Here is a 22,730-nt window from a genome sequence, read left to right on the forward strand (position 1 = left end):
ATGTCGGTCCCGGCCCACCGGACTGACGATGGACTACGCCGCGCTGGTCGCCGTCTACGACCGCCTCGCCAGCACGCAGTCGACCACGGAGAAGACGGCAATCCTCGCCGAGCAACTGGCCGAGACGCCCCAGGAGGACCTGCCGATGCTCGTCCGCCTCCTCCGCGGGCAAGTCTTCGCGGCGTGGCACTCCGCCGACCTCGGCGTCTCCTCCAGCCTCGCCAGCCGCGCCGTCGCGAAGGCGACCGGTCTCTCCGAGGACGACATCGAGAGCGACTGGCGCGAGACGGGTGACCTCGGCGACGCCGCCGCCCGCGCGGTCGAGAAGCAGGTCCAGCAGTCGCTGTTCAGCGACCCGCTCACCGTCGAGCGCGTCTACGACACGCTCCAGTCGCTGGCCGACCTCGACGGCGCGGGCAGCGAGAGCCGTCGGGTCGACGAGGTGGCCGGCCTGCTGTCGGACGCCGACCCCGACGAGGCCCGCTACGTCGTCCGGACGGCGCTGGGCCACCTCCGGCTCGGCATCGGCGAAGGCACCGTCCGCGACGCCATCGCCGAGGCGTTCCTGGACGAACCCGACAGCGAGGCCGTCGAGCGCGCGCTGCAGGTGACCAACGACGCCGGCGTCGTCGCACAGACCGCCGCCAGCGAGGGAAGGGACGGCCTGGACGACCTGGAACTGGCCGTCCACCGACCGGTGAAGGTGATGCTCGCCGAGAAGTCCGACTCAATCGCCGACGCGCTGGCCGACGCCGGAGGCGGGGGCGAGGAGACTGACGACGCAGGTTCAGACGCCGACGCTCCCGACGACGGAACGGTCTCGCTGGATGCCTTCGCCGACGACGGCGATGCCGACGCTGGTGCCCACGAAGGAACCGCGCCGCTGGTGGAGTACAAGGTGGACGGCTTCCGCGCGCAGGTCCACGCGACCCCCGAGGAGACCCGCGTGTTCACCCGGCGGCTGGAGGACGTGACCCACCAGTTCCCCGACGTCGTGGCGGCCGTCGAGGACGCCTTCGACGCCGACTCGTTCGTCCTGGAGGGCGAGGTGCTGGGCTACGACCCCGAGACGGAGCGGCCCGTCCCGTTCCAGCAACTCTCCCGGCGGATCAAGCGCAAGTACGACGTCGAGCAACTCGCCGCGGAGGTCCCGGTCGTGCTGTACGCCTTCGATTTGCTCGCCGTCGACGGCGAGACGCTCCTGGAGGCGACGCTTTCCGACCGCGTCGCCGAACTGGAGGCCCGGCTGGAACCCGAGGACCTGGCCGTCGAGCGGATGCCCAACCGTACCACCGCGGACGCCGACGAGGCGGCGGCGTTCTACGAGGACGCGCTGGCCGCGGGCCACGAGGGCGTGATGGTCAAGAACCCGACGGCGACCTACCAGCCGGGCAAGCGCGTCGGCTACATGCTGAAGGTCAAGCCGACGATGGAGCCGCTGGATTTGACCATCACGCGGGCGAAGTGGAGCGAGGGACGGCGCTCGAACAACCTCGGCCGGCTGTACCTCGGCTGTCGGGACCCCGAGACGGACGAGTTCCGGGATATTGGTCGCCTCTCGACGGGCTTCTCCGACGAACAACTGGCCGATCTGACGGAGCGACTGGAGGACGCTATCGTGGCGGAGGACGGCCGGGCGGTCGACCTCGAACCCCGGGAGGTAATCGAGGTGGCCTACGAGGAGATACAGGCGTCACCGGAGTACGACTCCGGCTACGCGCTGCGCTTTCCCCGCTTCGAGGGGTTTCGCGACGACGTCGGCCTCGACGAGGTGGACTCGCTGGAACGGGTCGAGCGGCTCTACGAGGACCAGTAGCCCGGGGTGGTACCGGCGTCTGGCGCTCCCGAAATTGTCGATGAGAGGAGTTATACTCTCCGTGTTATTATGAGGTGACAGATGGGCGACGACGCCGGGGCGGTCGAGCAGATTGCCTTTCTCACCCGGGCGGAACCGAGAGTCGAGATTCTCACGCACCTGCTGGAGTCGGGGCCGACCACACAGCGGGAGTTTCGCGAGCACGTCGACGCGTCGCGGTCGACCGTGACGCGCGCCCTGTCGGCGCTGGACGAGCACGACTGGATTCGACGCGACGGGGAGGCGTGGCGCCTGACGCCGCAGGGTCGCATCGTCGCTGACGGACTCGGTGACCTGGTCGACACCATCCGGGCGACCGAGGAGATCTCGACGTTCCTCGAGTGGTTTCCCTACGCAGAGTTCGACCTCGACCTGGCGCACATCCGCGGTGCCGAGATACTCTCGCACGCTCCCGGCGACCCCTATCTCCCCGCCAGACGACAGACGGAACTCCTGCACGAGGTGGGGGAGTTCCGCGGCCTGCTCCCGTCGCTCGACATCGAGGGGACCAGGGTCGTCCACGAGCGGATTCACTCCGGCGAGTTCGAGGCGGAGATAGTCGTGCCGGCGGGACTGGAGCCGACGCTCACCACCGGCGAGTACGCGACGCTCTTTCGCGAGCAGATACGGACGGGCCGGCTGACCGTCCGGGTCCATGACGGGGACCTTCCGTTCTATCTCGGCCTCGGTGACGACGGGACCGTCCACGTCGGCGTCGAGGACGACGACGGCTTCCCCCGGGCGCTGCTGGCGACCGACAGCGACGACGTCCGCGCCTGGGCCGAGTCGGTCTACCGGGACTTCCGCGACCGCGCCCGCGTGAAGCCGGCCGACGAGTTCTGAGCCGGCGCTGTGCACGGCCTGCACAGATTGCACGGAGTAACGTGATACGCTTTCAGGCCGTCCACTCACTGGCAATGACAGTCCGAGTGAGCGTCCCGGCGGCCGAACCAGTCGTCGCCCGCCCGCAATGACCTGCACCAACTGCGGCCAGCAACAGCTCTCGATGGCCTACACGCTCCGGTTCTCGCCGGAGACGCGCCGGCCGGTCGAACTCGACTTGCATCTCTGTACCGCGTGTCTCCTCGAACTCCGCGCGGACCCGGACATCGAACTGGTCCGGGACACGGTCGCCGTCGCGGACTGAAAGCCCCACAGCGTTTTGGTTCTGACAGCCCTACTCCGGGTGTGACACGGTCGGTCCGGTACACCGACGGCATCGAAATCGACCTCTCGACCGGCGAGACGGTCGTCGCCGACGCCAGCGCCCCCGACGGCGACGTCAACGTCGTGAGCCACGCCCACGGCGACCATCTCTACGACGACCCGCCCGACGAGGTGGTCTGGTCGTCGCTCACCGCCGACCTCGCTGCCGTCCGCCGCCCCGACGACCCGCTGCCCGAGACGGTCACCGACGACCGCATCACCCTGGTCGACGCGGGACACGTCCCCGGGTCGCGGGCCGTGCTCGTCGAGGACGCCGACCGGACCTACCTCTACACCGGGGACATCAGCACGCGCTCGCGGCACGCCCTCGCGGGCTTTGACCCGCCGGAAGCGGACGTCCTCGTCGTGGAATCGACGTACGGCGACCCCGAATACGTCTTCCCGCCCCGACCAGAAGTGGCCACGGCGTTCCACGACTGGCTGGCCGACAGCGCCGACCACCCGGTCATTGTCTTCGCGTACTCGCTGGGGCGGGCCCAGGAGGTGCAACTCCTGCTCGGCGACTCGGGCCGCGAGCGCGTCTTCGTCACGGAAGCAATCGAGAACCTGAACGAACCCATCGCGGCGGCGACGGACCTCTCCTTCCCGGTCGAACGGTACACCCGCGAGACCACGCTGGGGGCCGGCGATGCACTCGTACTTCCCTCACAGACGAACCGGCTCTCCTTCGTCGAGTCAATCGTCGAGGAGACGGGCGCGCTGCGGGCTGCCCTCTCGGGGTGGGCAGTCGACACCAGCTTCAGGTACGCCGGCGGCTACGACCGCACCTTCCCGCTGTCGGACCACTGTGACTTCGAGGAACTGCTGGCCGTCGTCGAACAGGTGGACCCCGAGGTGGTCTACACGACCCACGGGAGCACGGACACGCTGGCGACCGAGATACGGTCGCGGCTGGGCTACGAGGCGCACTCGCTGAAGCAGAATCAGACGTCGCTGTCGGACTTCTAGAGCGGGAACGACCGCATCAGTTTCGGGAGCGTGTTCTCCAGTCGCCGCCGGAGGCTGCCGGTCAGCCCGTGAACCTCGCGCATCTCCGCGTCCGTCAGTTCGAAGTCGAAGACGTCGAGGTTGTCTGCGAGGTGGTCGGCGCTCGACGAGCGGGGAATCGCCACGACGCCGTCCTGCTGGACGAGCCAGCGCAGCGCCACCTGCGCGGCGGTCCTGTCGTAGCGCCGGCCGATGCGTGCCAGGTCGTCGTTCCCGACGACGTCGCCCGTCGCCAGCGGGCTGTAGGCGGTCAGTGCGACGTCCGACTCGACACAGAACTGGCGGAGGTCGCGCTGCGCTTTGAACGGGTGGTACAGCACCTGGTCGGTCACGATTGGCGCGTCGGCGACCTCCATCGCGTCGGCCAGTTGCGAGCGCGTGAAGTTGCTCACGCCGATGTGGCGGGTCAGCCCCTCCGCGCGGAGTTCTTCCATCGCCCTCAGCGTCTCCGCGACGGGGACGCGCGGGTGGGGCCAGTGAATCAGGAGGAGGTCGACGTAGTCGACGCCCAGGCGGTCGAGGCTGGCCTCGGCGGCGGCGCGGACGTCGTCGCGGCGGAGGTTCGAGCGCCAGACTTTCGTCGTCAGGAAGACGTCGTCGCGGTCGACGGGTGCGGCCGCGATGCCCGCGCCGACGCCCTCCTCGTTGTCGTAGTACTCGGCCGTGTCCACGTGGCGATAGCCGAGGTCCAGCGCCGTTCGGACTGTCTCGCGTGCCTGGTCGCTATCGAGCTGGAAGGTGCCGACGCCGAGTGCGGGAATCTCGGCGTCGCCGGCGGGGACGTACTCCATGCGCGCCCGTTCGAGCGCGGGCCCATAGACGTTGGTGCTTACGTCCCGTGCTGCCAGGAGTCCATGTAGTCGCGCTGTGCGTCGCTGAGGCTGTCGAAGGCGACGCCCTCCGCGGCGAGTTTGATTTCCGCGACCTCGCGGTCGAGGTCGTCCGGCACGTCGTGGACGCCCGCATCGTACTCGTCGCCGTTCTCGACCAGTTCGCGGGCGCAGACGGCCTGGATGCCGAAGCTCTGGTCCATCACCTCGACGGGGTGGCCCAGCGCGACGGGCGTGGCGAGGTTGACCAGCCGCCCCTCCGCGAGAACGTTCAGCCGGCGGCCGTCGTCCATCTCGTAGGCGGTGACGCCGTCGCGTGCCTCGTAGGTGTCGACCGCCTTCGCTTCGAGTGCGTCGAGGTCGATTTCCACGTCGAAGTGGCCGGCGTTGGCGAGCAGAACGCCGTCCTGCATGGCGTCGAAGTGCTCGCCGACGACGACGTCGCGGTTGCCCGTCGTCGTGATGAAGACGTCGCCCTCCGCGGCGGCCTCCGCCATCGGGAGCACGTCGTACCCCTCCATGTGGGCTTCGAGCGCGCGGCGGGGTTCGACCTCGGTGACGACGACGTCGGCGTTCTGGCCGCTGGCCTTCTTCGCGACGCCCTTACCGCAGTGGCCGTAGCCGGCGACGACGACGGTCTTGCCGGCCCAGGAGAGGTTCGTCGTCATGGCGATGGAGGCCAGTGAGGACTCGCCGGTGCCGTGGACGTTGTCGAACAGGCGCTTCATCGGCGTGTCGTTGACGGCGAACATCGGATAGTCGAGCGCGCCGTCGTCGGCCATCGCGCGCAGGCGGTGGACGCCGGTCGTCGTCTCCTCACAGCCGCCGATGATCGTCTCGATGAGTTCGGGGTACTCCTCGTGGATCAGAAAGACGAGGTCGCCGCCGTCGTCGACGGTGATGGTCGGCTCGTGGGCGACGACGGCGTCCATCGCGTCGTAGTAGGCGTCGTCGTCGACGCCGCGCTTGGCGTAGGAGGTGATGCCGTCGATGGCGTCGAGTGCGGCGCTGACGTCGTCGTGGGTCGACAGCGGGTTACAGCCGGTGATAGCGACCTCCGCGCCGCCGGCGGCGAGAACCTCGGCGAGGACGGCCGTCTTGGCCTCGACGTGCATCGCCATGCCGATGACCTCGCCGGCGAAGGGCTGGTCGGCCTCGAACTCCTCGCGGAGCGCGGCCATGATGGGCATGTGCTGGCGCGCCCAGTCCATCTTGCGGGCCCCCTCCTCGCGCTGGGAGGCGGCGTCGTCCAGTTGCTCACTGATGGGTGCAGTCATGCCCGGAAAGAAGGAAAGGGCGGGGAAAACCCTACCGAAGCGGTCCGCGTCGAGGCGTTACCGGCCGGCCTGACCCGGCGGCCCGTTCCCGCCCGGCGGGCCGCGCCTGTCGTCATCGTCCTCGTTGTCGGCCGTTTCGGTGTCCTCGTCCTCGGTCTCGCTGTCGTCGTCGCTTTCCTCGGCGTCGGTCTCTTCGCCGTCAGTGTCCTCGCTGTCGTCGTCGCTCTCCTCGCCGTCGTCGCTGTCTTCTTCATCCTCGGATTCAGTGTCGTCGCCGTTGCCCGGTCCTGCGTGGGCGGGCGGGCCGCGCTCGTCGGTCTCGTTGTCGTCCGACTCGACGTGTTCGGGCGGTCCACGCTCGGAGTCCTCGTCACCGCCAGGGCCGGCGTGTGCGGGCGGGCCGCGCTCGTCGTCACCGTCGTCGTCCATCCACGGCGGGCCGGCGTGGTCCGGCGCGTTGCCGGGGTTGTTCATCGTCGCGAACGTCGCGACCGAGTGCCCGATGCCGCCCGAGGGGTTGTTCATCAGCAGCGTGTGGACGAACGCCGACATCTCCGACCCGAAGGACTCGTTCTCCTCCTCGGCGGCGGTCAGGTTCGCCGTCGTCGCCACGGTGTAGTTGTCGACCGTCGCCGTCACCGCGATGGTGCCGTTCTCCTGTGGTTCCGGCAGGGACACGGTCCCGTTCTCGTCGGTCGTGTAGTCGCCCACGCCGACGTAGGAGTAGTTGTCCAGCCCCACGACGCTCACTGCGGCGCCGTCGACGCCGGTCCCGTTGTCCGTCACGCTCACTGTCGGTGCTCCGTCGCCGGGCTGATTGACCGCGACCGAGAGGGCGGTGTTTCCAGCACCGTCGTCTGCTGCAGCGGCCAGGCCGGGACCGGCAGCGACCAGGACCAGTCCCACGGCGGCGTACAGCGCGAACAATTTGGTACGCATTCTGACTGTACGTGGCACCGTGACCACAGTAAACCCGCCCCCTCGTTCAGGTTCGTTCATCCCGTTCCCGCTGTCTCTGAAACTCTCTCAGAATATTTTATACGGTTTAGAAACTCTTCTCGAAGTTTAACTCTCGCTCGCGCGCTCGATGAGCGCCTCGGCACGCTCGGTCGCCTCGGCCCGTGCGGCAGCGAGGTCGATGGTCGTGAGTTCGCGGTCGCGCATCAGCACCTGCCCGTCGCAGACGGTGTGGCGCACGTCGCTCCCGCTGGCGGCGTAGGCCAGGTGGCTCACCAGGTCGTGGGGCGGCGTCAGGTGCGGGGCGTCGAGGGAGAGCACCGCGACGTCGGCGTTGGCCCCCTCCGCGATGCGGCCGCTGTCGACGCCGATGGCGTCGGCGCTGCCCTTCGTCGCCAGGTCGACGGTCGTCGCGGCGTCGACGGCGCTGGCGTCGTCCGCGGCGAGTTTCCCCAGCATCGCCGCGTCGCGCATCTCGTCGAACATGTCCAGGTCGTTGTTCGACGCCGGCCCGTCGGTGCCCAGGCCGACGGTCACGCCCGCGTCCAGCATCTCCTGGACCGGTGCCATCCCGCTGGCGAGTTTCATGTTCGACGCCGGGCAGTGGATGACGGCGGTGCCCCGGTCCGCGAGGAGTTCTATCTCGGACTCGTCGACGTGGACGCCGTGGGCGATGAAGGAATCGTCGGCGAGCAGCCCCAGGTCGTCGGCCCAGTCGAGCGGGCGGCGGCCCCGCTCGTCGACGATGGGGTCCACCTCGTCGGTGGTCTCGTTGGCGTGGAAGTGGACCGTCATGCCCGCCTCGCGGGCCTCCGGCACGTAGTCCGCGAAGTGGTCCTCGAAGACCGTCGTGAGGCTGTGGGGGTTGAACATCGTCGTGACGCGGCCGTCGGCGTAGCCGTCGTATTCGCGGGCGAAGTCCAGCCCTTCCCGGAAGTCCCCGCGGGCGTCGGCGTCGTCCTTGCCGACGGAGATACAGCCGTGGCCGAGGCGGGCGCGCATCCCCGTCTCCGCGACCACCTCGGCGACCTCCGGCATGAAGAAGTACATGTCGGCGAAGGTAGTCGTCCCCGAGCGAATCATCTCGGCGACGCCCAGGCGCGTCCCGGCGGCGACGTCCTCGGCCTGGAGTTCGGCCTCGACTGGCCAGATGTCCTCCTGGAGCCAGGCGTCGAGTTCCTTGTCGTCGGCGTGGCCCCGAAAGAGCGTCATCGCGACGTGGGAGTGGGCGTTGACGAGGCCGGGGATGACGAGGCCGCCGCTGGCGTCCAGCGTCTCCGCGCCGGCCGCGTCGAGGTCCGTCCCGACCGCTTCGATGGTCCCTGTGTCCTGGTCGACGAGTACGTCCGCGCGCTCGACGGTGGTCTCGGGGGTGAGGACCTGCCCGCCGGCGATGTGAAGGTGGCTCATCGGCGGCGATATGGGGGCGGGGAGTGTCAATCCCCGGGTCTCGTTCGTCAGCGTCTTTCCGCTCGACTTCGTCTCCCCGGGTGTGTCCCCTGGCTCGCCGCGCGCGACCCTCGCTCGCCTCCGCTCGCTCGCCCGCGAGGTCCACGGCCAGGGACGGGGCTGGACGCTGCTGGCCGTCGCCGCGGGCTGGTTTCTCGTTCTCGGCCTGCGGTTCGTCGTGCCAGCGCTCCTGCCCATCATCACCGAGGACTTCCCGGTCTCGAACGCGGCCGCCGGTGCGGCCATCACGCTGCTGTGGATTACCTACGCCCTTGTGCAGTTCCCCGCGGGCGCGCTCGTCGACCGCCTCGGCGAGCGCCGACTGCTCGCCGCCAGCACGGTCGCCGCATCGGTCGGACTCGTCGGGTACGCGCTCTCGCCGACCTTCGCCGTCTTCCTCCTCGCCACTGCGCTGTTCGGATTCGGGTCGGGACTGTACGGCCCGCCCCGCGGGACCGTCCTCTCGCGGACGTTCCCCGACACCGACGGCGTGGCCTTCGGTAGCGTGCTTGCCGCCGGGAGCATCGGGGCCGCCCTGTTACCGGTCGCCGCCATCGTCGTTGCCGACGCGGTCGGCTGGCGGGTCGCCCTCGGTGCGACGATTCCGGGCTTCCTGCTGGTGACTGTCGCGCTCTATCGCGTCGTCCCCGGTGCGGGCCGGTCGGTCCGGGCGGACGGCGGGACCATCTCGCTCCGCAAGCGTGCCGGTGCAGTCCGGCGGGCGATTGCCGGCCGGGGCGTGGTCCTCGCCGTCGTCGGCGCGACGCTGATGCTCTTTATTTTCCAGGGGTTGACGGCCTTCTACACGACGTACCTCGTCGAAGTGAAGGGGTTGACGGAGGGGACCGCGGGCGTCCTCTTCGGGTTGCTGTTCGTCTCCGGGGCGGTCTGGCAGTCCCTCGGCGGCGGCTTCGCCGACCGGTACGGCCACGGGTCGATTCTGTCTGTCGTGGCGCTGTCCGGGATGGTTCCCCTCGCCCTGTTGCCGTTCGTCTCCGGGCTCCTCCCGCTCGCGCTCGTGGCCGTCTTCATCGGCGTGCGCCTCTCGATGGCCCCGATTACGAACGCCTACATCGTCTCACTGCTGCCCGCGAACGTCCGGGGGACGGCGTGGGGCCTGCTCCGGACGGGCTTTTTCACCGTCGGTGCCTTCGGGTCGACAGTCGTCGGCGCGATGGCCGACCGGGGACTCTTTGCCGAGGCCTTCTTCCTGCTGGCCGGGCTGTCCGTCGTCGCTGGCCTGGTCTACCTCTTCCTGCCGGCCCGCGAGCAGGTCGCGGACTGACCGCGAGGGAAAGACAGTTGCCCCGCGAGCGTCACCTGCCCGTATGCGCATCGCCGTGCCCAACAAGGGTCGTCTGCACGACCCGACACTCGATTTGCTGGAACGCGCCGGCCTCCACCTCGTCGACGGTGCCGACCGCAAGCTCTACGCCGACACCGTCGACCCCGACGTGACCGTTCTCTTCGCCCGCGCCGCCGACATCCCGGAGTACGTCGCCGACGGCGCGGCTGACGTCGGCATCACCGGCCTTGACCAGGTCATGGAGTCGAACCCAGACCTCGTGGACCTGCTGGACCTCGACTACGGCACCTGTCGACTCGTCCTGGCTGCCCCCGAGGACGGCGACATCGACTCCGTCGCCGACCTCGACGGCGGCACCGTGGCCACCGAGTTCCCTTCTATCACGCGCGACTATTTCGCCGACAAAGACGTCGACGTGGACGTCGCGGAGGTCTCCGGGGCGACGGAACTGACCCCGCACGTCGACATCGCCGACGCCATCGTGGACATCACCTCGACGGGTACCACCCTGCGGATGAACCGCCTGGGCATCGTCGACGAAGTGCTTCAGTCCTCGGTGCGCCTGTTCGCCCGCCCCGACACCGCCGACGACCCGAAGGTCGAGCAGATCCGGACGGCGCTGGCCTCGGTGCTGTCGGCGGACGACAAGCGCTACCTGATGATGAACGTCCCGGCCGAGCGCCTGGAGGACGTGAAAGACGTGATTCCGGGGATGGGCGGCCCGACGGTGATGGACATCGCCGGCCAGGAGGCGCTGGCGGTCCACGCCGTCGTCGAGGAGCAACAGGTCTTCGAGACCATCTCCGACCTGAAGGCGATGGGTGCGAGTGACATCCTGGTGACCGAAATCGAGCGCCTCGTCGAGTGATGCCCGACAGCCTGGAGACGACCCACCGCGTCAGGGTGGGCGACGCTCGCGACCTCTCGCTGCCTGCGGAGTCCGTCGAACTGGTCGTCACGTCGCCGCCCTATCCGATGATAGAGATGTGGGACGACCTGTTCGCCGACGTCGCGCCTGCTTCCGCGGAGGCGCTCGACGCCGGCGACGGCAAGGAAGCCTTCGACGCGATGCACGACGCGCTCGACGCGGTCTGGCGGGAACTGGAGCGGGTGCTCGTCCCCGGCGGCATCGCCTGCATCAACGTCGGCGACGCCACGCGGAAGGTCGGCGAGAGCTTCCGGGTCTACCCCAACCACGCCCGCATCACGGACGCCTTCGAGGACCTGGGCTTCGACCCGCTGCCGGACGTGCTCTGGCGCAAACCCGCCAACAGCGCGGCGAAGTTCATGGGGTCGGGGATGCTCCCGCCGAACGCCTACGTGACGCTGGAACACGAGTACGTGCTGGTCTTTCGGAAGGGACGGCGGCGGTCGTTCGAACCCGGGTCGACGCGCCGCTACGAGAGCGCGTTCTTCTGGGAGGAGCGCAACCGCTGGTTCACGGACGTCTGGACGGACGTGCGCGGCTGTCTGCAGGACCTGCCCGCCGACGACCTGCGGGACCGCGCCGCCGCCTTCCCCTTCGAGATTCCCTACCGGCTCGTGAACATGTACTCCGTCTACGGCGACACCGTGCTGGACCCGTTCTGGGGGACGGGCACGACGACGCTGGCGGCGATGGTCGCCGGCCGCAACTCCGTGGGGTACGAACTCGACGGGGAGTTCGCCGACCACTTCGCCGAGCGCGTGACCGACGTTCCGGAGATGGCCCGCGACGTCGTGGGCGAGCGCCTGCGGAGCCACCGCGAGTTCGTCGCCGACCGCCGCGACGCCGGCGACGAACCGGCGTACGACGCGACCCACTACGACTTCCCGGTCGTCACAAAACAGGAGCAGGACATCCGTTTCTACGTCGCCGACGAGGTGGCCGAGACCGACGACGGCTATCGGGTGACTCACGAACCCGCCGACGAGATGGCGTCGCTGGAGTAGCGGGGAGCGGTGGCCGGGAGCGCGCTCCGTCGCGCTCCCCGGGGAAGGGCAGGCCTGCTACGAGCATCCGGCGGCGGAGCCGCCGGTTCCCTCCGAGCGCTCTACCGAGCGCGAGGAGCCTTTTTCCCCAAGTTTTTACGAGGAGTGGGCCGCACGCGCCGAAGGCGCGTTGCGAGCCCCGACGAAGTAAAAAGTGGTTCAGATGAACCCAAAGATGTTGTTCAGCGCGACGCCGAGGACGGCGGCGAAGGCGAAGTGCAGGAGCGTGAGCGGGATGGCGGAGGACCACTTCAGGCGGTAGACGAAACTGATGGCGATGGCGTCGGCAATCAGCGTGACTCCGACGGCCACGATGACGGCCAGACTCGGCGATAGCGGCCCGATGCCGCTGAGACCGTACTGCTGGAGGAGGAGACTCGTCGCGGCGGGGACGGGGGCGACGTAGGCGGCCCGCTGGCTGGGGACCTCGCCGATGAAGAAGGTGGCCGCGAGGTGGAGCGTGACCGCGTAGAACAGCGTCGCGACCAGGAAGGTCACGAGGATAGCGAGGAGCCCGCCGCCGGTGGGACTCACCGAAGACTGGAGGAGCATAGGGGAGGTTCGAAGGGAGACGGCTTGAGAGCTACGTTCCCGAGCGGGCTATTCGAGCAGCCCGAGGTCTTCCAGCCGGGAGACGATCTTGTCGACGGCCTCCTCGGCGTCCTCGGGCTGTTTGCCGCCCGTGATGACCAGCTTGCCCGAGCCAAACAGCAGCGCGACGACGTCGGGGTCGTCGAGCCGGTAGACGAGGCCGGGGAACTGCTCGGGTTCGTACTCGATGTTCTCCAGGCCGAGGCCGATGGCGATGGCGTTGAGGTTGAGGTTGCGCCCGAGGTCGGCGGAGGTGACGATGTTCTGGACGATGATTTCGGGCTCCTCGTCGACCTGGATGTTCAGGTCGCGGAGCTTGTCGAAGACGATGCGGAGACTCTGGTGAACGTCGTCGGTGCTCTTCGCGCCGGTGCAGACGATTTTGCCGGACCGGAAGATGAGCGCCGCCGACTTTGGGTCCTGTGTCCTGTAGACGAGGCCGGGGAACTGCTCGGGGTCGTAGTCAGCCCCTTCAAGGTCCATCGCCACGCTCTGGAGGTCGAGCTCCTGCCCGATTCCAGTCGAGGCGACGACGTTTTCGATATTAATAGTCTCTTTTGGGTCAACCATGACTCTGTTTAAACGTCGTATTTAAACTATATAAAGGTTCGTGGCACGTCGTCGCCTGTTCACCGCCTGGGATGTAACAGGTCCGTGAAACGTCGTCGCGTCCGGAACGCTGCGGCGTCGATTTAAGTCGACGTGCGGGCTGGCGGCCGGTCGGGTCCGACCGTTACGCTGATACGCCCGCTCCCGTCAGTACGACCGTGTACGTCCTCGAACTCGGTGGACAGGACGACGACTTCGCGGTCTTCGAGGCCGAGAGTGCCGCCTCCGACGTCACCCCGATCGCGCCGGGGCTGGCGACGGCCCGCGGCGTGACCGACCGGATTGCGTCGCTGGCCTACACCCGAGCGGCCAGCGAACTCCTCGGGCGCTGCCCGCCAGACGTCGAGAGCGCCCGCGCGTTGCTTTCGGCGACGACGCTCCAGCGGACCGGGACCGTCGCCGTCCGCGCCGAGGACGTCCGCGGCCGGACCGGCGTGGACACCCAGCGCGCCGAGCGGGTCCTGGGACAGGTGCTCGTCGACCGCGGCTTCGCGGTGGACCTCGACGACCCCGACCACGAACTCCGGGTGCTCTTTGCCGAACCCGACCCGGGCGACGGACGGACCGACACCTGCGCGGTGGGCTGGCTGGTCACCGAGAGCGTCCGCGACTTCGGCGAGCGCAAGCCGACCGACCGGCCGTACTTCCAGCCAGGCAGCATGGACCCGTTGCTTGCGCGTGCGCTGGCCAACGTGGCCGGTGCTCGCCCCGGTGCGACGGTGCTGGACCCGATGTGTGGCACCGGAGGCATCCTCATCGAGGCCGGTCTCGTCGGCGCGCGCGTGGTCGGGACCGACGCCCAGCAGAAGATGGTCGAGGGGACCCGCGAGAACCTCGAAGCCTTCCTCGACGGCGACTGGCACGTCGCCCGCGCGGACGCGCGCTCGCTCCCGATAGCCGACGGCGGCGTCGACGCCGTCGTCTTCGACGCGCCGTACGGCCGCCAGTCGAAGATAGAGGGCGACATCGACGACCTGCTCTCGGCGGCACTGCGAGAGGCCAGGCGCGTCGCGCCCCGGTGTATCGTCGTCGGCGACCGGCCGTGGGCACGCACCGCGAGCGCCGCCGGCTGGACCACCGAAGCAGCCTTCCAGCGCCCCGTCCACCGCTCGCTCACGCGGTACGTCCTCGCGCTCCGCCGGTGACGGTTTCCGTTGGTTACGTAACCGGTATGTCCCTCGCCAACGTATAGCACATCACTATGCCAGTTCACCGCGACCCGGCCTCGGGGGGCGAGTCGCTCTACGAGTGTCTCGACTGCAGTCGCCACATCGAGAATCCGGACGGCCGCCTCTGCGAGTGCGGCGGGTACCTGCAGAACATCGGCGTGCCGCGCCAGCAGTAGAGACGACCGCTCCCGGCCCGTGGCGACGATTCTTCGCTGTGTAGCCGACGCTACCGACTCTTAGACGGCGAGCACCGACCAGAGACGCCGCGTGTCGCCGTCCATCCGCGACAGCAGGTCCCGCGCGCGCTCGGTCGCGGGCCCGTCGACGGCCACTAGCACCATACCCTCACCGGGCTGGCCGTAGACGATGCTGCCTCCGTCGGGGGCGGCGACCAGCGCCGGCAGCGTCGCCAGGTCCTCCTCGCCGTCGACGACGACGAGCGTCGAGGCGTCCCCGGCCCGGTCGAGCGCATCCCGTAGCGCCTCCAGCAGCGGTGCCGTCAGTGTCGCCGCCGGGTTCGCGACCGTCACCTCGCGGTCGAACCCGGTGATGGCGTCCCAGACCTCGGCGTCGACCTCGGCACGCTCGGTGCGCTCGTCGACCAGCGCTACGTCCGGGACGTACCCGGCTTTCAGCAGGTGGTACGTAACCATGTCGCCGACCGTGACGAGCGGCTCGCCGGCCGCGGCGACGAGTTCCTCGGCGTCCGTGTAGACGCGCCCCATCGGCTCTTTCAGCTCGGCGCGCAACTCCCGCTGAAGCTCGACGACGGTCTCCGTCACGTTACCGGACCTTCAGCGCGTACTTGCCGGGCTGGGTGACGCCCATCTCCTCGGCGATGGCGCTTTTCTCGGGGTGGCTGATGACGACGTAGCCCGCCCAGTCCTCGGTCAGCGAGGTGGAGCCACAGGCGTCACAGGCCTCGGCCTCGACGGCCTCCTGGACGCGGTGGCACTCCCGGCAGACGAGTCGGTCGGCCATCAGCTCTCACCTTCCGCGGACGCCTGGCGCTTCTCGCGGTCCTCGCGCAGCCAGCCGTGTTTGCCCAGGCCGACCTGCTTCGCGGTCAGGCCGATTTTCGAATCGCGCGGGTTCCGCTCGTCGATGCTCTTGGTCACGATGCGCGCCCGGACGGCGTCGCCGACGCCCAGCGCGCGGTTGGATTCCCGCGAGGCCAGCATCTGGCCCTCCTCGTCGTAGGCGAGGTACTCGTCGGAAATCTGTGAGACGTGGAGCAGCCCGTCGACGGGCCCGATGCCCACGAAGGCACCGAAGTTGACGACCTCGACGACCTCCCCGTCGACGACCTCCTGCATCTGTGGGTCGAAGGTGAGCGCGTCGAACTCCGCCTCGTAGTAGACGCCGGGCTCGTTGGGCAGCACCGCCCCATCGCCGACGTCGTGGACTTCGATGACCGAGACGACGGAGCCGACGTCCTCGTCGACCCGCCCTTCGAGCTTGTCCTGCAACAGCCGTTTGACAAGGTCGGGGGTCACGTCGGCCAGGTGGGCCGGCGGGACTTCGACCGTGTCGCGTAGTCTAACCCGTTTGTACATGTTATGGTTGAGTGATGGCGAGTTTGTTCTCCCCCCGTAAACATATTACTGGAACGCCCGCGTCGAGCAGGCGGCGTTTCAGGGGTCTGTCGTTCGTCACGACGTGTGTCACGTCGTCGGCCTGTGCGAGTTCGCAGACGGCGTCGTCGGCATACGCCGCCGCCGTCGCCCGTGTCGAACACCGCTGTGCGAGGTCACGACCCACGCTCGCCGCCGTGGCCGCCTCGCCAGCGCCGTCCGCCAATTTTGCCAGTTCCGCGAGGACCGCCTCGGGGACCACGCAGGTCGGGTCCGAGAGCAGCCTGTCGAGTTCCTCGAACACGCGGACGTTGGCTTCGACGGGCATCATCAGTGCGTTCGTATCCAGGACGACGCTCATCCCATCAGGGTGCCGTACCCGATGAGCCGCCAGCGCGCGCCGACGCGGCGGTTGATGGCGATTTTCACGCCCGGCTCGGCGCAGACGGGCCGCTTGAGCGCCACCTCGCACTCGCCGGAGCGCGCGCTCGTGACCGACCCGACGGTGGTCGCCGTGCCCACGGTGAGCATCAGCGGCTCGCCGGTCGATATCTCGTCGACCTCGTCTTCGCCGTCCTCTCCGACGATGCGGTCCAGCAGTTCGACGTCCATCGTGAACTGCTCGTGGACCGGCGGCAGCGTCCCGGGCGGCCCGGCGACCTGCCCGGCGAGTGCGTCCCCCTTCGTGATGGCGGGGTCCAGCCCCGTCCCGACGCCCAGCAGGCCGCCGGGGGTGACCTCGTCGACGCCCTCGCCGCCGGCCTGCAGCGACCGGACGGTCGTCTCGACGGACTGCCACTCCGTCTGGCCGCCCTCCTCGACCTCGCGGCCGGGCCTGAGTTCGATGTCGTCGTCGACTTCGAGTTTGCCCCGCGTGAGTGAGCCGCCGAGGACGCCGCCGGAGAGGTTCTCCCACGTCGTCCCCGGGCGGTTGATGTCGAAGGAACGGGCGACGAGCATCTCGGCCCCCGCGTCCGGGTCACGCTCGGGCGTGGGAATCTCCTCCTCGATGGCCTGGATGAGCAGGTCCATGTTGACGCCCTGCTGTGCGCTGATTGGCACGATGGGCGCGCCCTCGGCGACGGTCCCCTCGACGAACTCCTGAATCTGGGCGTAGTTCTCCTCGGCGGTGTCGCGGTCGACCAGGTCTATCTTGTTCTGGGCGACGACGATGTTCTCGATGCCGATGATGTCCAGCGCCATCAGGTGTTCTTCGGTCTGTGCTTGCGGAACCGGCTCGCTCGCCGAGATGACGAGCACGGCACCGTCCATGATGGAGGCACCCGAGAGCATCGTCGCCATCAGCGTCTCGTGGCCGGGTGCGTCCACGAAGGAGACCGTCCGGAGCACCTCGCTTTCGGTGCCGTCCGGACACTCCTCCTCGACGGTGTACCGTTCCGGTTCGTCCATGTCCGGACAGTGTCGGAACGTCGCGTCGGCGTAGCCCAGGCGGATGGAGATGCCGCGTTTCATCTCCTCGCTGTGCTGGTCCGTCCACTGACCGCTCAGCGCCTGGACCAGGGTGGTCTTGCCGTGGTCTACGTGACCGACGAGCCCGATGTTTACCTCCGGTTGTTTGTTCGCTGTCATCGCGACAGTAATCCTGCTACAGATTCGCCCCCTGCCGGTGATAAACCTACTGTTTGCGCACCGAAGGACCCCCCGACCCCCGTTCCGGACGGACCCACCGGCCAGAACCCGCTCTCCCGTCGCAGGCGATTCGCATCGTCCGCGCGTCCTGCTGGCCGGTATTCCTGTGGAACCGGGGAGTATGGGGCGACAACCGACTTTCCTCGCTCTCCCGAGTGGACGACCATGGACCTCGCATCGCGACCGTTCAGCCGCCGCGAGACGCTCGCGCTCCTTGGCGGGGCGGCACTCGCCGGCTGTTCGGCGGCCGGCAGGGACGCCCGGAACGGACAGGCACAGCAACAGCAGTCGCGGACCGTCCGCGGGTTCGTCGGCTCCTACCACTGGGGGTTTTTCCTCCTCGACGACACCGGGACAGAGCGCGACCGACTGTCGCTGTCGACCGGCGACGAACTCCGACTCACTCTGTTCAACGTCGAGGCCGACGACGCCGTCGCCGCCCTCCCGGCGGCCGTCCGCGAGGGCATCCCGGGCAGCGAGGAGCGCGCCCGGCGCAACGAGCAGTCGATTCCCGCCCCCCGCGGTACCGACCTCGACGCCCTCCACGAGACGGCCGAGGCGGCCTACCCCGACCACGGGCTCGCCCTCGTCCGCGACGAGTACCTCCGCCAGGGGACCGGCGGCTTCGGCGGTCCGGGGCAGGGACCAGGTCCCGGCCCGGGCGGCCATCACGGACCCGGGTGGGGCGGCGGGCCCCACGGTCCCGGGACTGGCCCCGGCATGGGCGGCCTGCCGGGTGGCACCGCCGCCGGGGCGCTCGCGCCGTCGACGTACCTCTGGCACCGCTCGACGGTCCCCGCGGAACTCGGGTTCGTCGTCGACGCGACCGGCTCCTTCGGCTTCGCCTGCACCGTCTACTGTGGCTACGGTCACCCGTACATGGTCGCACCCGGCACCGTCGTCGTCGACGGCGAGTGAGCTGTCGGTCTGCGCGACCCGGCCGCCAGCGGACTGCTTTTGCCGACGCGGCGCCGAACGGAACCCGTGTCGGAGTTCGCCTTCGAACTGGCGCTGTCCGCTCACCTGGAGCGCGCCCGCGACGCCCTCGTCAGCCGCCAGCTCGGCGCGTCCGTCGCCGGCCACCGCGTGCTCGACACCGTCCTGGTCGAACCCGGCCCTTCCTTCGCGGAGCGGGCGGCCATCACCGCGGAGACGATTCCGCCCGCCGCAATCGAGGGAGCGGTCGGCACCGGCCGGGCGCGCTTCTGGAAGGACGCCGTCGACTGCCACCCCGAGCGCGCCCGCGATGTCGTCGACCGGGCAGTCGAGGTGGGATTCTTCGAGCGCGAGCGCCGTTCCGGGCGCACTTACGTCCGCCAGACCGCCCGCTATCCCGACGACTGGTTCGGCCGCATCGTCGGCGTCGAGAACAAGCCGGATCTCGACCGCCCCGGCGACCTGGAGACGCAACTGCTGACCGACGTCCACCTCGGCCTCGTCGACGCGGCGGTGCTGGCGACGGCGAGTCACGTCACCGGCGCACACCTCAATCGCATCCCCGACGCCGTCGGCGTCTGGGAGTTCGACCCCGTGACAGGCGAGCGCACCGTCGTCCGCGACCCCGACCCGCTCCCTGTCGACGAGGCCGGCGTCGAAATCGTCGAGCGGACGCCCGCGCGCACGGACGTCCACGTCGCCACGGCCGAGGAGAAGGCACGCGCCCGCCGCCGCCTCGCGGAGCGCGCCTACGGCAAGGGCTGGCGGACGTTCGACCTGCCGGCGTGTGCCCGCGTCGCCCCCGACGAGGACGGCCTGCCACACTGCCCCTGGAAGGGCCGGGTCGTCCGCCCGGTCACCGACTGCGGCGCGGGGTGCGACGGCCACGACCCCGCCGACCCGCCGGCCAGCGACGCCGCGGCGCTCCGGAACGCGCGGACGCCGTGGGTCGCCGACCCCGACGGCCGCGCCCGCCAGCAGTCGGGGCTGGACCGCTTCGTCGGCGAGTGACTCACCGGCACCAGAGACACGGCACGCTGTCGGGGAGGCATCGCAGCGATCACACACGAGCGACCGCAATGGACGCCGTTCGATGACGGTTGTGTATCGGAAGTAGCGGCATCTCATACGCTCTCTCGTGGCAGAAATTCGATCTATCAATCTCGCAGTGACCGATAGAGAGGTTAAGTTCAGCAGTCAGCCATCGTTGGTTTCACACAGATTCTGATGTACAAGCCAGTCCGTAAACCTGCGTATCACTCGGTGGGGTCGGACTCGGGACTCTGGTCGATAGACATCAGTGACGATATGAAACTTCCAGCAAGTCCCAGTACCCCAATGGTGAGTGAGGTAAGGACAATTGTATTCGAGGTACCGTATCCGCTGGCTTCAATTTGAACTGCCCACAGCATAACCACGATACTGAACAGGAGGGTATCTCTTGAGAGGGACACACGCAACACCGACAACAGCGAGTAGTGTTAGTGTTTCCTAAATCTGCCATATTGACCGATGCGCCGTCTCACTGCTCGGCAGCAAGTTCGTGACCGATACGCGCCCTGTCTCCCTCAGCGCCTTCGCAAACCCCTCGATATCTGTCAGTAACGGCGTGACCGATTCAGAGGGTGCATTCAGCAAGTGATGCTGTTCGTCTCAGAGGACTAGGGATGAAAAAGCCGCAAAGGGGGTGCGATAGAATCAGGAGGCTCATATCGGAGAAGACTCAAATCCCGCTGATGCCCTCCGAGACGGATGAACTCCTTCAGCAGATTCGCCGGTGGTTGCTAGTGATTGCGTTCCTCTTGGGGGTCGGCATTGTCACGCTGGCCCATACTGGATATGTCCTGACTGTGACAAGTCTCCTGTACTGGCAGAGTCTCGTATTCAGTGCTGCTGGCGTAGTCGGGGGAATCGTCGCTCTCACTGCTGGGATACAGCTACTACGAAGCTTCTCAACCCGACGCGCCTTCCCCGAGTAAGCGTCTGACCGAAACGTGCCTTCGCTGTACTTAGCGATTCTCCGCCGCCAGTTCAGCAGTAATTTGGTGACCGACAAGCGCTGTGTATCCATCAGCGCCTTCGCAAACTACCCAACCTCTGTCAGTGATGTCGTGACCGATACAGAGAGTGTATGCAGCACTGTTTTTTATCTGTGCTGTCACTACGCTCTGTATGAAAGCCATCTTCTTTGATCTGGATGGAACTCTGCTTCATTTGACGCAAGAGTACCGTGAGGTGTTAACCGATACGTTCAGTGCTGTTCTCGGGGAGAGCCGAGAGGAATGGATTGAATTGTACAATCAAGCGTTCTACGACTCGTTCAAAGCGCACGAACCAAACCCGTATTTAGACGGATTCTCCGCCGTCAATACTCAGGCTGATCCAGAGCGACTCATCGAAACGCTTCGAAACCGAGAAATAGCGATGTGCCAACCGCCGGAGAACGCACATTCTGACCTCGACAGGCTTGCTGAATCGTTCAAACTCGGGATTTTGACAAACGGCCTTCCAGATTGGCAGATGCAGAAACTCCGGGCCTATGATCTTGAACAATACTTCGACGTATTCGTTGCATCCTATGACGTCGGGATGCATAAGCCACATGTCAGTCCGTTTCACACCGCTGAAAAGCGCCTTCCGGCTGACTCGTACGCGATGATCGGGGACAGCGACGCTGATATTGATGGAGCAACCGACGCTGGTTGGACTACTCATCGTTATCAAGGAGATGGATTCGTGGAGTTGCCAGACACCCTTGACTGGTAGTGGAGCTAATGCGCTTTGTAGAGGTGTAGCAAACTATCTCTTCTCCGTCAAAAGGAGCGTGCGAGATACAGAGGGTGTAGTCAGCAGTCGGCCATCGTTGGTTTCACACTAATTCTGCTGAATGAGCCGGTCAGTAAGCGTGCTCACCGACTATTTCCACCGACTCGGTAGACGACGGTAGAGCGGGAGGAACCCTCCCCAAAACAATCCGAAAGCAACTACAATTGCGACTCCAGCGAGCTCTGTCCCACTTACCCCAAACGCCTGCTGAAGAATCGTGGTCACGCCAATAACGACGAGACCGTAGACAGCAAAGTACAGACTCTGTGGCCACGACATGGCCTGTCCATGAAAATTAAAATCCGACATGTGGGACCTGTAATAGACTGGGCTAAAATAAGTGTAGTGACGCCGTCATTTCGCACCTGCCGCTGATTTCCATCCTCACTGGATGACCACAGCATCAGCCGGATGTGGTCACACCGGCATCTCACAGCAGTCAGTGCTCTATCGTCATGCCTGCGTCAAACTGAGTCCGCTGAAATATCCGCTCGGCAAGATTATTGTATTTCGCACTCAGCGTCGTCCATACTCAGTAATTCCTCGGTGCCGACTATGCGCGTTGTATGCAGCACAGCCGTTCTCTCAGCGCTCAGACTATTCGCGCTCGAATGGGTGGGTCCGTTTGCCAATCTCTAGCCGGTCACGCGCAACGGTCGGGAGCTGTCACAGCCGATACCGCTCGCCGTCGACGGCGAACGGGTCCTCGAACGCCCGGTCGGCGGGCACGAAATGGGAGACGTGCACTGCCCGGAACCGGTCGGCGTTCAGGTCCTCGGCCAGCGCCCGCGCGCCGTCGACGGTCATGTGCTTCGTCCCGAACGTGCGCGGGACGCCGTCGGCGTCGTGGTGCTGGCCGCCGCGGGGGTGGCGCTCGCAGAACTCGGCGTGGACGATGCCGTCGGCGACGAGCAGGTCCGGGTCCGCGAGCACGTCCCGCGAGTCCTCGGGCACGTCGTAGGTGGTGTCCCCCGAAATCGACAGCTTCGCGCCCGTCTCGGGGTCCTCGACGGCCAGCCCGTAACAGACCAGCGGCGGGTGGTCGACGGGGACGAGCCGACAGTTCAGGCCCGCCGCGGTGAAGGGTTCCAGCGGCTCCTGGTCGTGGACTTCGATGGCGTCGAGGTAGTCGTACTGCCGGGCGACGGTCTCCGCGACGCTCTCGCCGGTGGTCGGGTCCACCTCGGCGGCGGCGTGGACGGGCAGCGAGCGGGTCAGCCGGAAGACGTTGCCCGCGCCGTGGAGGTGGTCGAAGTGGATGTGCGTGACGACGGCGGCGTCGGGGACGGAGAGGTCCTCGCGGAGGAACTGCTGGCGGAAGTCCGGGCTCAGGTCCACCAGCAGCGTCTCGTCGGTGCGCTCGTTGCGGACGTGCACGGAGAATCGAGTGCGCTCGACGCCGCGTTCCCTGGCGGCGGCGCAGGTGTCGCAGTCACAGCCGACGGTCGGCGTCCCTGTCGTGTCGCCCGTCCCCAGCAGCGTGACCTCCATCGTGCTGACACAGGGGCCGGGGGTG

Annotated in this window: 25 protein-coding genes; 13 read left to right on the plus strand and 12 right to left on the minus strand. The window is 67.6% G+C overall.

Features of this window, described 5'->3' with window-relative positions:
• Positions 1 to 28 precede the first annotated feature (28 nt).
• The 4 genes from WDJ57_RS12345 (at position 29) to WDJ57_RS12360 (ending at position 4,030) form a co-directional block, all read left to right on the plus strand.
• On the plus strand, positions 29 to 1,816 hold the full coding sequence (locus WDJ57_RS12345; RefSeq protein ID WP_338901123.1) for an ATP-dependent DNA ligase: 1,788 nt from the start codon (positions 29 to 31) through the stop codon (positions 1,814 to 1,816).
• A gap of 81 nt (positions 1,817 to 1,897) precedes the next feature.
• Positions 1,898 to 2,698, plus strand: a complete 801-nt coding sequence (locus WDJ57_RS12350) for a helix-turn-helix transcriptional regulator (protein ID WP_338901124.1) — start codon at positions 1,898 to 1,900, stop codon at positions 2,696 to 2,698.
• A gap of 127 nt (positions 2,699 to 2,825) precedes the next feature.
• Positions 2,826 to 3,002, plus strand: a complete 177-nt coding sequence (locus WDJ57_RS12355) for a hypothetical protein (RefSeq protein ID WP_338901125.1) — start codon at positions 2,826 to 2,828, stop codon at positions 3,000 to 3,002.
• A gap of 41 nt (positions 3,003 to 3,043) precedes the next feature.
• Positions 3,044 to 4,030, plus strand: a complete 987-nt coding sequence (locus WDJ57_RS12360; protein WP_338901126.1) for an MBL fold metallo-hydrolase RNA specificity domain-containing protein — start codon at positions 3,044 to 3,046, stop codon at positions 4,028 to 4,030.
• Here the strand turns inward: WDJ57_RS12360 and WDJ57_RS12365 are convergent.
• The 4 genes from WDJ57_RS12365 to WDJ57_RS12380 all read right to left on the minus strand — a co-directional run bounded on the left by WDJ57_RS12365 (position 4,027) and on the right by WDJ57_RS12380 (position 8,543).
• A complete protein-coding gene (locus WDJ57_RS12365) occupies positions 4,027 to 4,860 on the minus strand; it encodes an aldo/keto reductase (RefSeq protein ID WP_338901127.1) in 834 nt (277 codons plus the stop codon). The genes WDJ57_RS12360 and WDJ57_RS12365 overlap by 4 nt on opposite strands.
• 38 nt (positions 4,861 to 4,898) lie before the next feature.
• The gene (locus tag WDJ57_RS12370; protein WP_338901128.1) at positions 4,899 to 6,176 is read right to left on the minus strand and encodes an adenosylhomocysteinase; all 1,278 of its coding nucleotides are present in this window, start codon (positions 6,174 to 6,176) and stop codon (positions 4,899 to 4,901) included.
• Between the two features lie 57 nt (positions 6,177 to 6,233).
• Positions 6,234 to 7,115 (minus strand): hypothetical protein, encoded by an 882-nt coding sequence (locus WDJ57_RS12375; RefSeq protein WP_338901129.1) that lies wholly within the window; start codon positions 7,113 to 7,115, stop codon positions 6,234 to 6,236.
• 126 nt (positions 7,116 to 7,241) lie between these two features.
• A complete protein-coding gene (locus WDJ57_RS12380; RefSeq protein ID WP_338901130.1) occupies positions 7,242 to 8,543 on the minus strand; it encodes an amidohydrolase in 1,302 nt (433 codons plus the stop codon).
• A 10-nt stretch (positions 8,544 to 8,553) separates the two neighbouring features.
• Between WDJ57_RS12380 and WDJ57_RS12385 the strand changes: the two genes are divergently transcribed.
• From WDJ57_RS12385 to WDJ57_RS12395, 3 genes are read left to right on the plus strand one after another with little or no spacing between them, the layout of a single operon-like run.
• Positions 8,554 to 9,867, plus strand: coding sequence for an MFS transporter (locus WDJ57_RS12385; protein WP_338901131.1), 1,314 nt, complete (start codon positions 8,554 to 8,556; stop codon positions 9,865 to 9,867).
• Positions 9,868 to 9,910: 43 nt separating this feature from the next.
• Entirely contained in the window at positions 9,911 to 10,756 is an 846-nt protein-coding gene (hisG, locus tag WDJ57_RS12390) for an ATP phosphoribosyltransferase (protein WP_338901132.1), read from the plus strand.
• 11 nt (positions 10,757 to 10,767) lie between these two features.
• A complete protein-coding gene (locus tag WDJ57_RS12395; RefSeq protein ID WP_338906291.1) occupies positions 10,768 to 11,820 on the plus strand; it encodes a DNA-methyltransferase in 1,053 nt (350 codons plus the stop codon).
• 198 nt (positions 11,821 to 12,018) lie between these two features.
• Here WDJ57_RS12395 and WDJ57_RS12400 read toward each other — a convergent pair whose 3' ends face one another.
• Entirely contained in the window at positions 12,019 to 12,411 is a 393-nt protein-coding gene (locus WDJ57_RS12400) for a DUF7473 family protein (protein WP_338901133.1), read from the minus strand.
• 48 nt (positions 12,412 to 12,459) lie between these two features.
• A complete protein-coding gene (locus tag WDJ57_RS12405) occupies positions 12,460 to 13,020 on the minus strand; it encodes a TATA-box-binding protein (RefSeq protein ID WP_338901134.1) in 561 nt (186 codons plus the stop codon).
• 197 nt (positions 13,021 to 13,217) lie between these two features.
• Between WDJ57_RS12405 and WDJ57_RS12410 the strand changes: the two genes are divergently transcribed.
• Positions 13,218 to 14,204, plus strand: coding sequence for a methyltransferase domain-containing protein (locus WDJ57_RS12410; protein WP_338901135.1), 987 nt, complete (start codon positions 13,218 to 13,220; stop codon positions 14,202 to 14,204).
• A 56-nt stretch (positions 14,205 to 14,260) separates the two neighbouring features.
• Positions 14,261 to 14,404, plus strand: coding sequence for a DUF7129 domain-containing putative zinc-binding protein (locus WDJ57_RS12415; RefSeq protein ID WP_338901136.1), 144 nt, complete (start codon positions 14,261 to 14,263; stop codon positions 14,402 to 14,404).
• Positions 14,405 to 14,464: 60 nt separating this feature from the next.
• Here the strand turns inward: WDJ57_RS12415 and WDJ57_RS12420 are convergent, their stop codons facing one another.
• The 5 genes from WDJ57_RS12420 to WDJ57_RS12440 are packed head-to-tail and all read right to left on the minus strand — an operon-like array spanning position 14,465 to position 17,392.
• Positions 14,465 to 15,010 (minus strand): GTP-dependent dephospho-CoA kinase family protein, encoded by a 546-nt coding sequence (locus WDJ57_RS12420; protein ID WP_338901137.1) that lies wholly within the window; start codon positions 15,008 to 15,010, stop codon positions 14,465 to 14,467.
• A gap of 1 nt (position 15,011) precedes the next feature.
• Positions 15,012 to 15,212 carry a transcription elongation factor subunit Spt4 gene (spt4, locus tag WDJ57_RS12425; RefSeq protein WP_380629850.1) on the minus strand — a complete coding sequence of 67 codons (201 nt, stop codon included), beginning with the start codon at positions 15,210 to 15,212 and terminating at the stop codon, positions 15,012 to 15,014.
• Positions 15,209 to 15,784 (minus strand): DNA-directed RNA polymerase, encoded by a 576-nt coding sequence (locus tag WDJ57_RS12430; RefSeq protein ID WP_338901139.1) that lies wholly within the window; start codon positions 15,782 to 15,784, stop codon positions 15,209 to 15,211. Before WDJ57_RS12430 ends, spt4 begins: the two co-directional genes overlap by 4 nt.
• A 1-nt stretch (position 15,785) precedes the next feature.
• The gene (locus tag WDJ57_RS12435) at positions 15,786 to 16,163 is read right to left on the minus strand and encodes a twitching motility protein PilT (protein WP_338901140.1); all 378 of its coding nucleotides are present in this window, start codon (positions 16,161 to 16,163) and stop codon (positions 15,786 to 15,788) included.
• The gene (locus tag WDJ57_RS12440; RefSeq protein WP_338901141.1) at positions 16,160 to 17,392 is read right to left on the minus strand and encodes a translation initiation factor IF-2 subunit gamma; all 1,233 of its coding nucleotides are present in this window, start codon (positions 17,390 to 17,392) and stop codon (positions 16,160 to 16,162) included. Before WDJ57_RS12440 ends, WDJ57_RS12435 begins: the two co-directional genes overlap by 4 nt.
• A 225-nt stretch (positions 17,393 to 17,617) precedes the next feature.
• Here WDJ57_RS12440 and WDJ57_RS12445 point away from each other — a divergent pair, with 225 nt between their 5' ends.
• From WDJ57_RS12445 to WDJ57_RS12460, 4 genes are all read left to right on the plus strand, one after another.
• Positions 17,618 to 18,370 carry a hypothetical protein gene (locus WDJ57_RS12445; RefSeq protein WP_338901142.1) on the plus strand — a complete coding sequence of 251 codons (753 nt, stop codon included), beginning with the start codon at positions 17,618 to 17,620 and terminating at the stop codon, positions 18,368 to 18,370.
• 66 nt (positions 18,371 to 18,436) lie between these two features.
• Positions 18,437 to 19,399 carry a DUF5787 family protein gene (locus WDJ57_RS12450; protein WP_338901143.1) on the plus strand — a complete coding sequence of 321 codons (963 nt, stop codon included), beginning with the start codon at positions 18,437 to 18,439 and terminating at the stop codon, positions 19,397 to 19,399.
• Between the two features lie 725 nt (positions 19,400 to 20,124).
• Complete coding sequence (locus WDJ57_RS12455) at positions 20,125 to 20,367, plus strand: hypothetical protein (protein WP_338901144.1); 243 nt, start codon at positions 20,125 to 20,127, stop codon at positions 20,365 to 20,367.
• Positions 20,368 to 20,560: 193 nt separating this feature from the next.
• Positions 20,561 to 21,154 carry an HAD family hydrolase gene (locus WDJ57_RS12460; protein ID WP_338901145.1) on the plus strand — a complete coding sequence of 198 codons (594 nt, stop codon included), beginning with the start codon at positions 20,561 to 20,563 and terminating at the stop codon, positions 21,152 to 21,154.
• Between the two features lie 726 nt (positions 21,155 to 21,880).
• On the opposite strand, the gene WDJ57_RS12465 is transcribed toward WDJ57_RS12460, so the two are convergent.
• Positions 21,881 to 22,705, minus strand: coding sequence for an MBL fold metallo-hydrolase (locus WDJ57_RS12465; protein WP_338901146.1), 825 nt, complete (start codon positions 22,703 to 22,705; stop codon positions 21,881 to 21,883).
• Positions 22,706 to 22,730 lie beyond the last annotated feature (25 nt).

This window comes from Salinibaculum sp. SYNS191 (genome assembly GCF_037338445.1).
Classification (GTDB): Archaea; Halobacteriota; Halobacteria; order Halobacteriales; family Haloarculaceae; genus Salinibaculum; species Salinibaculum marinum.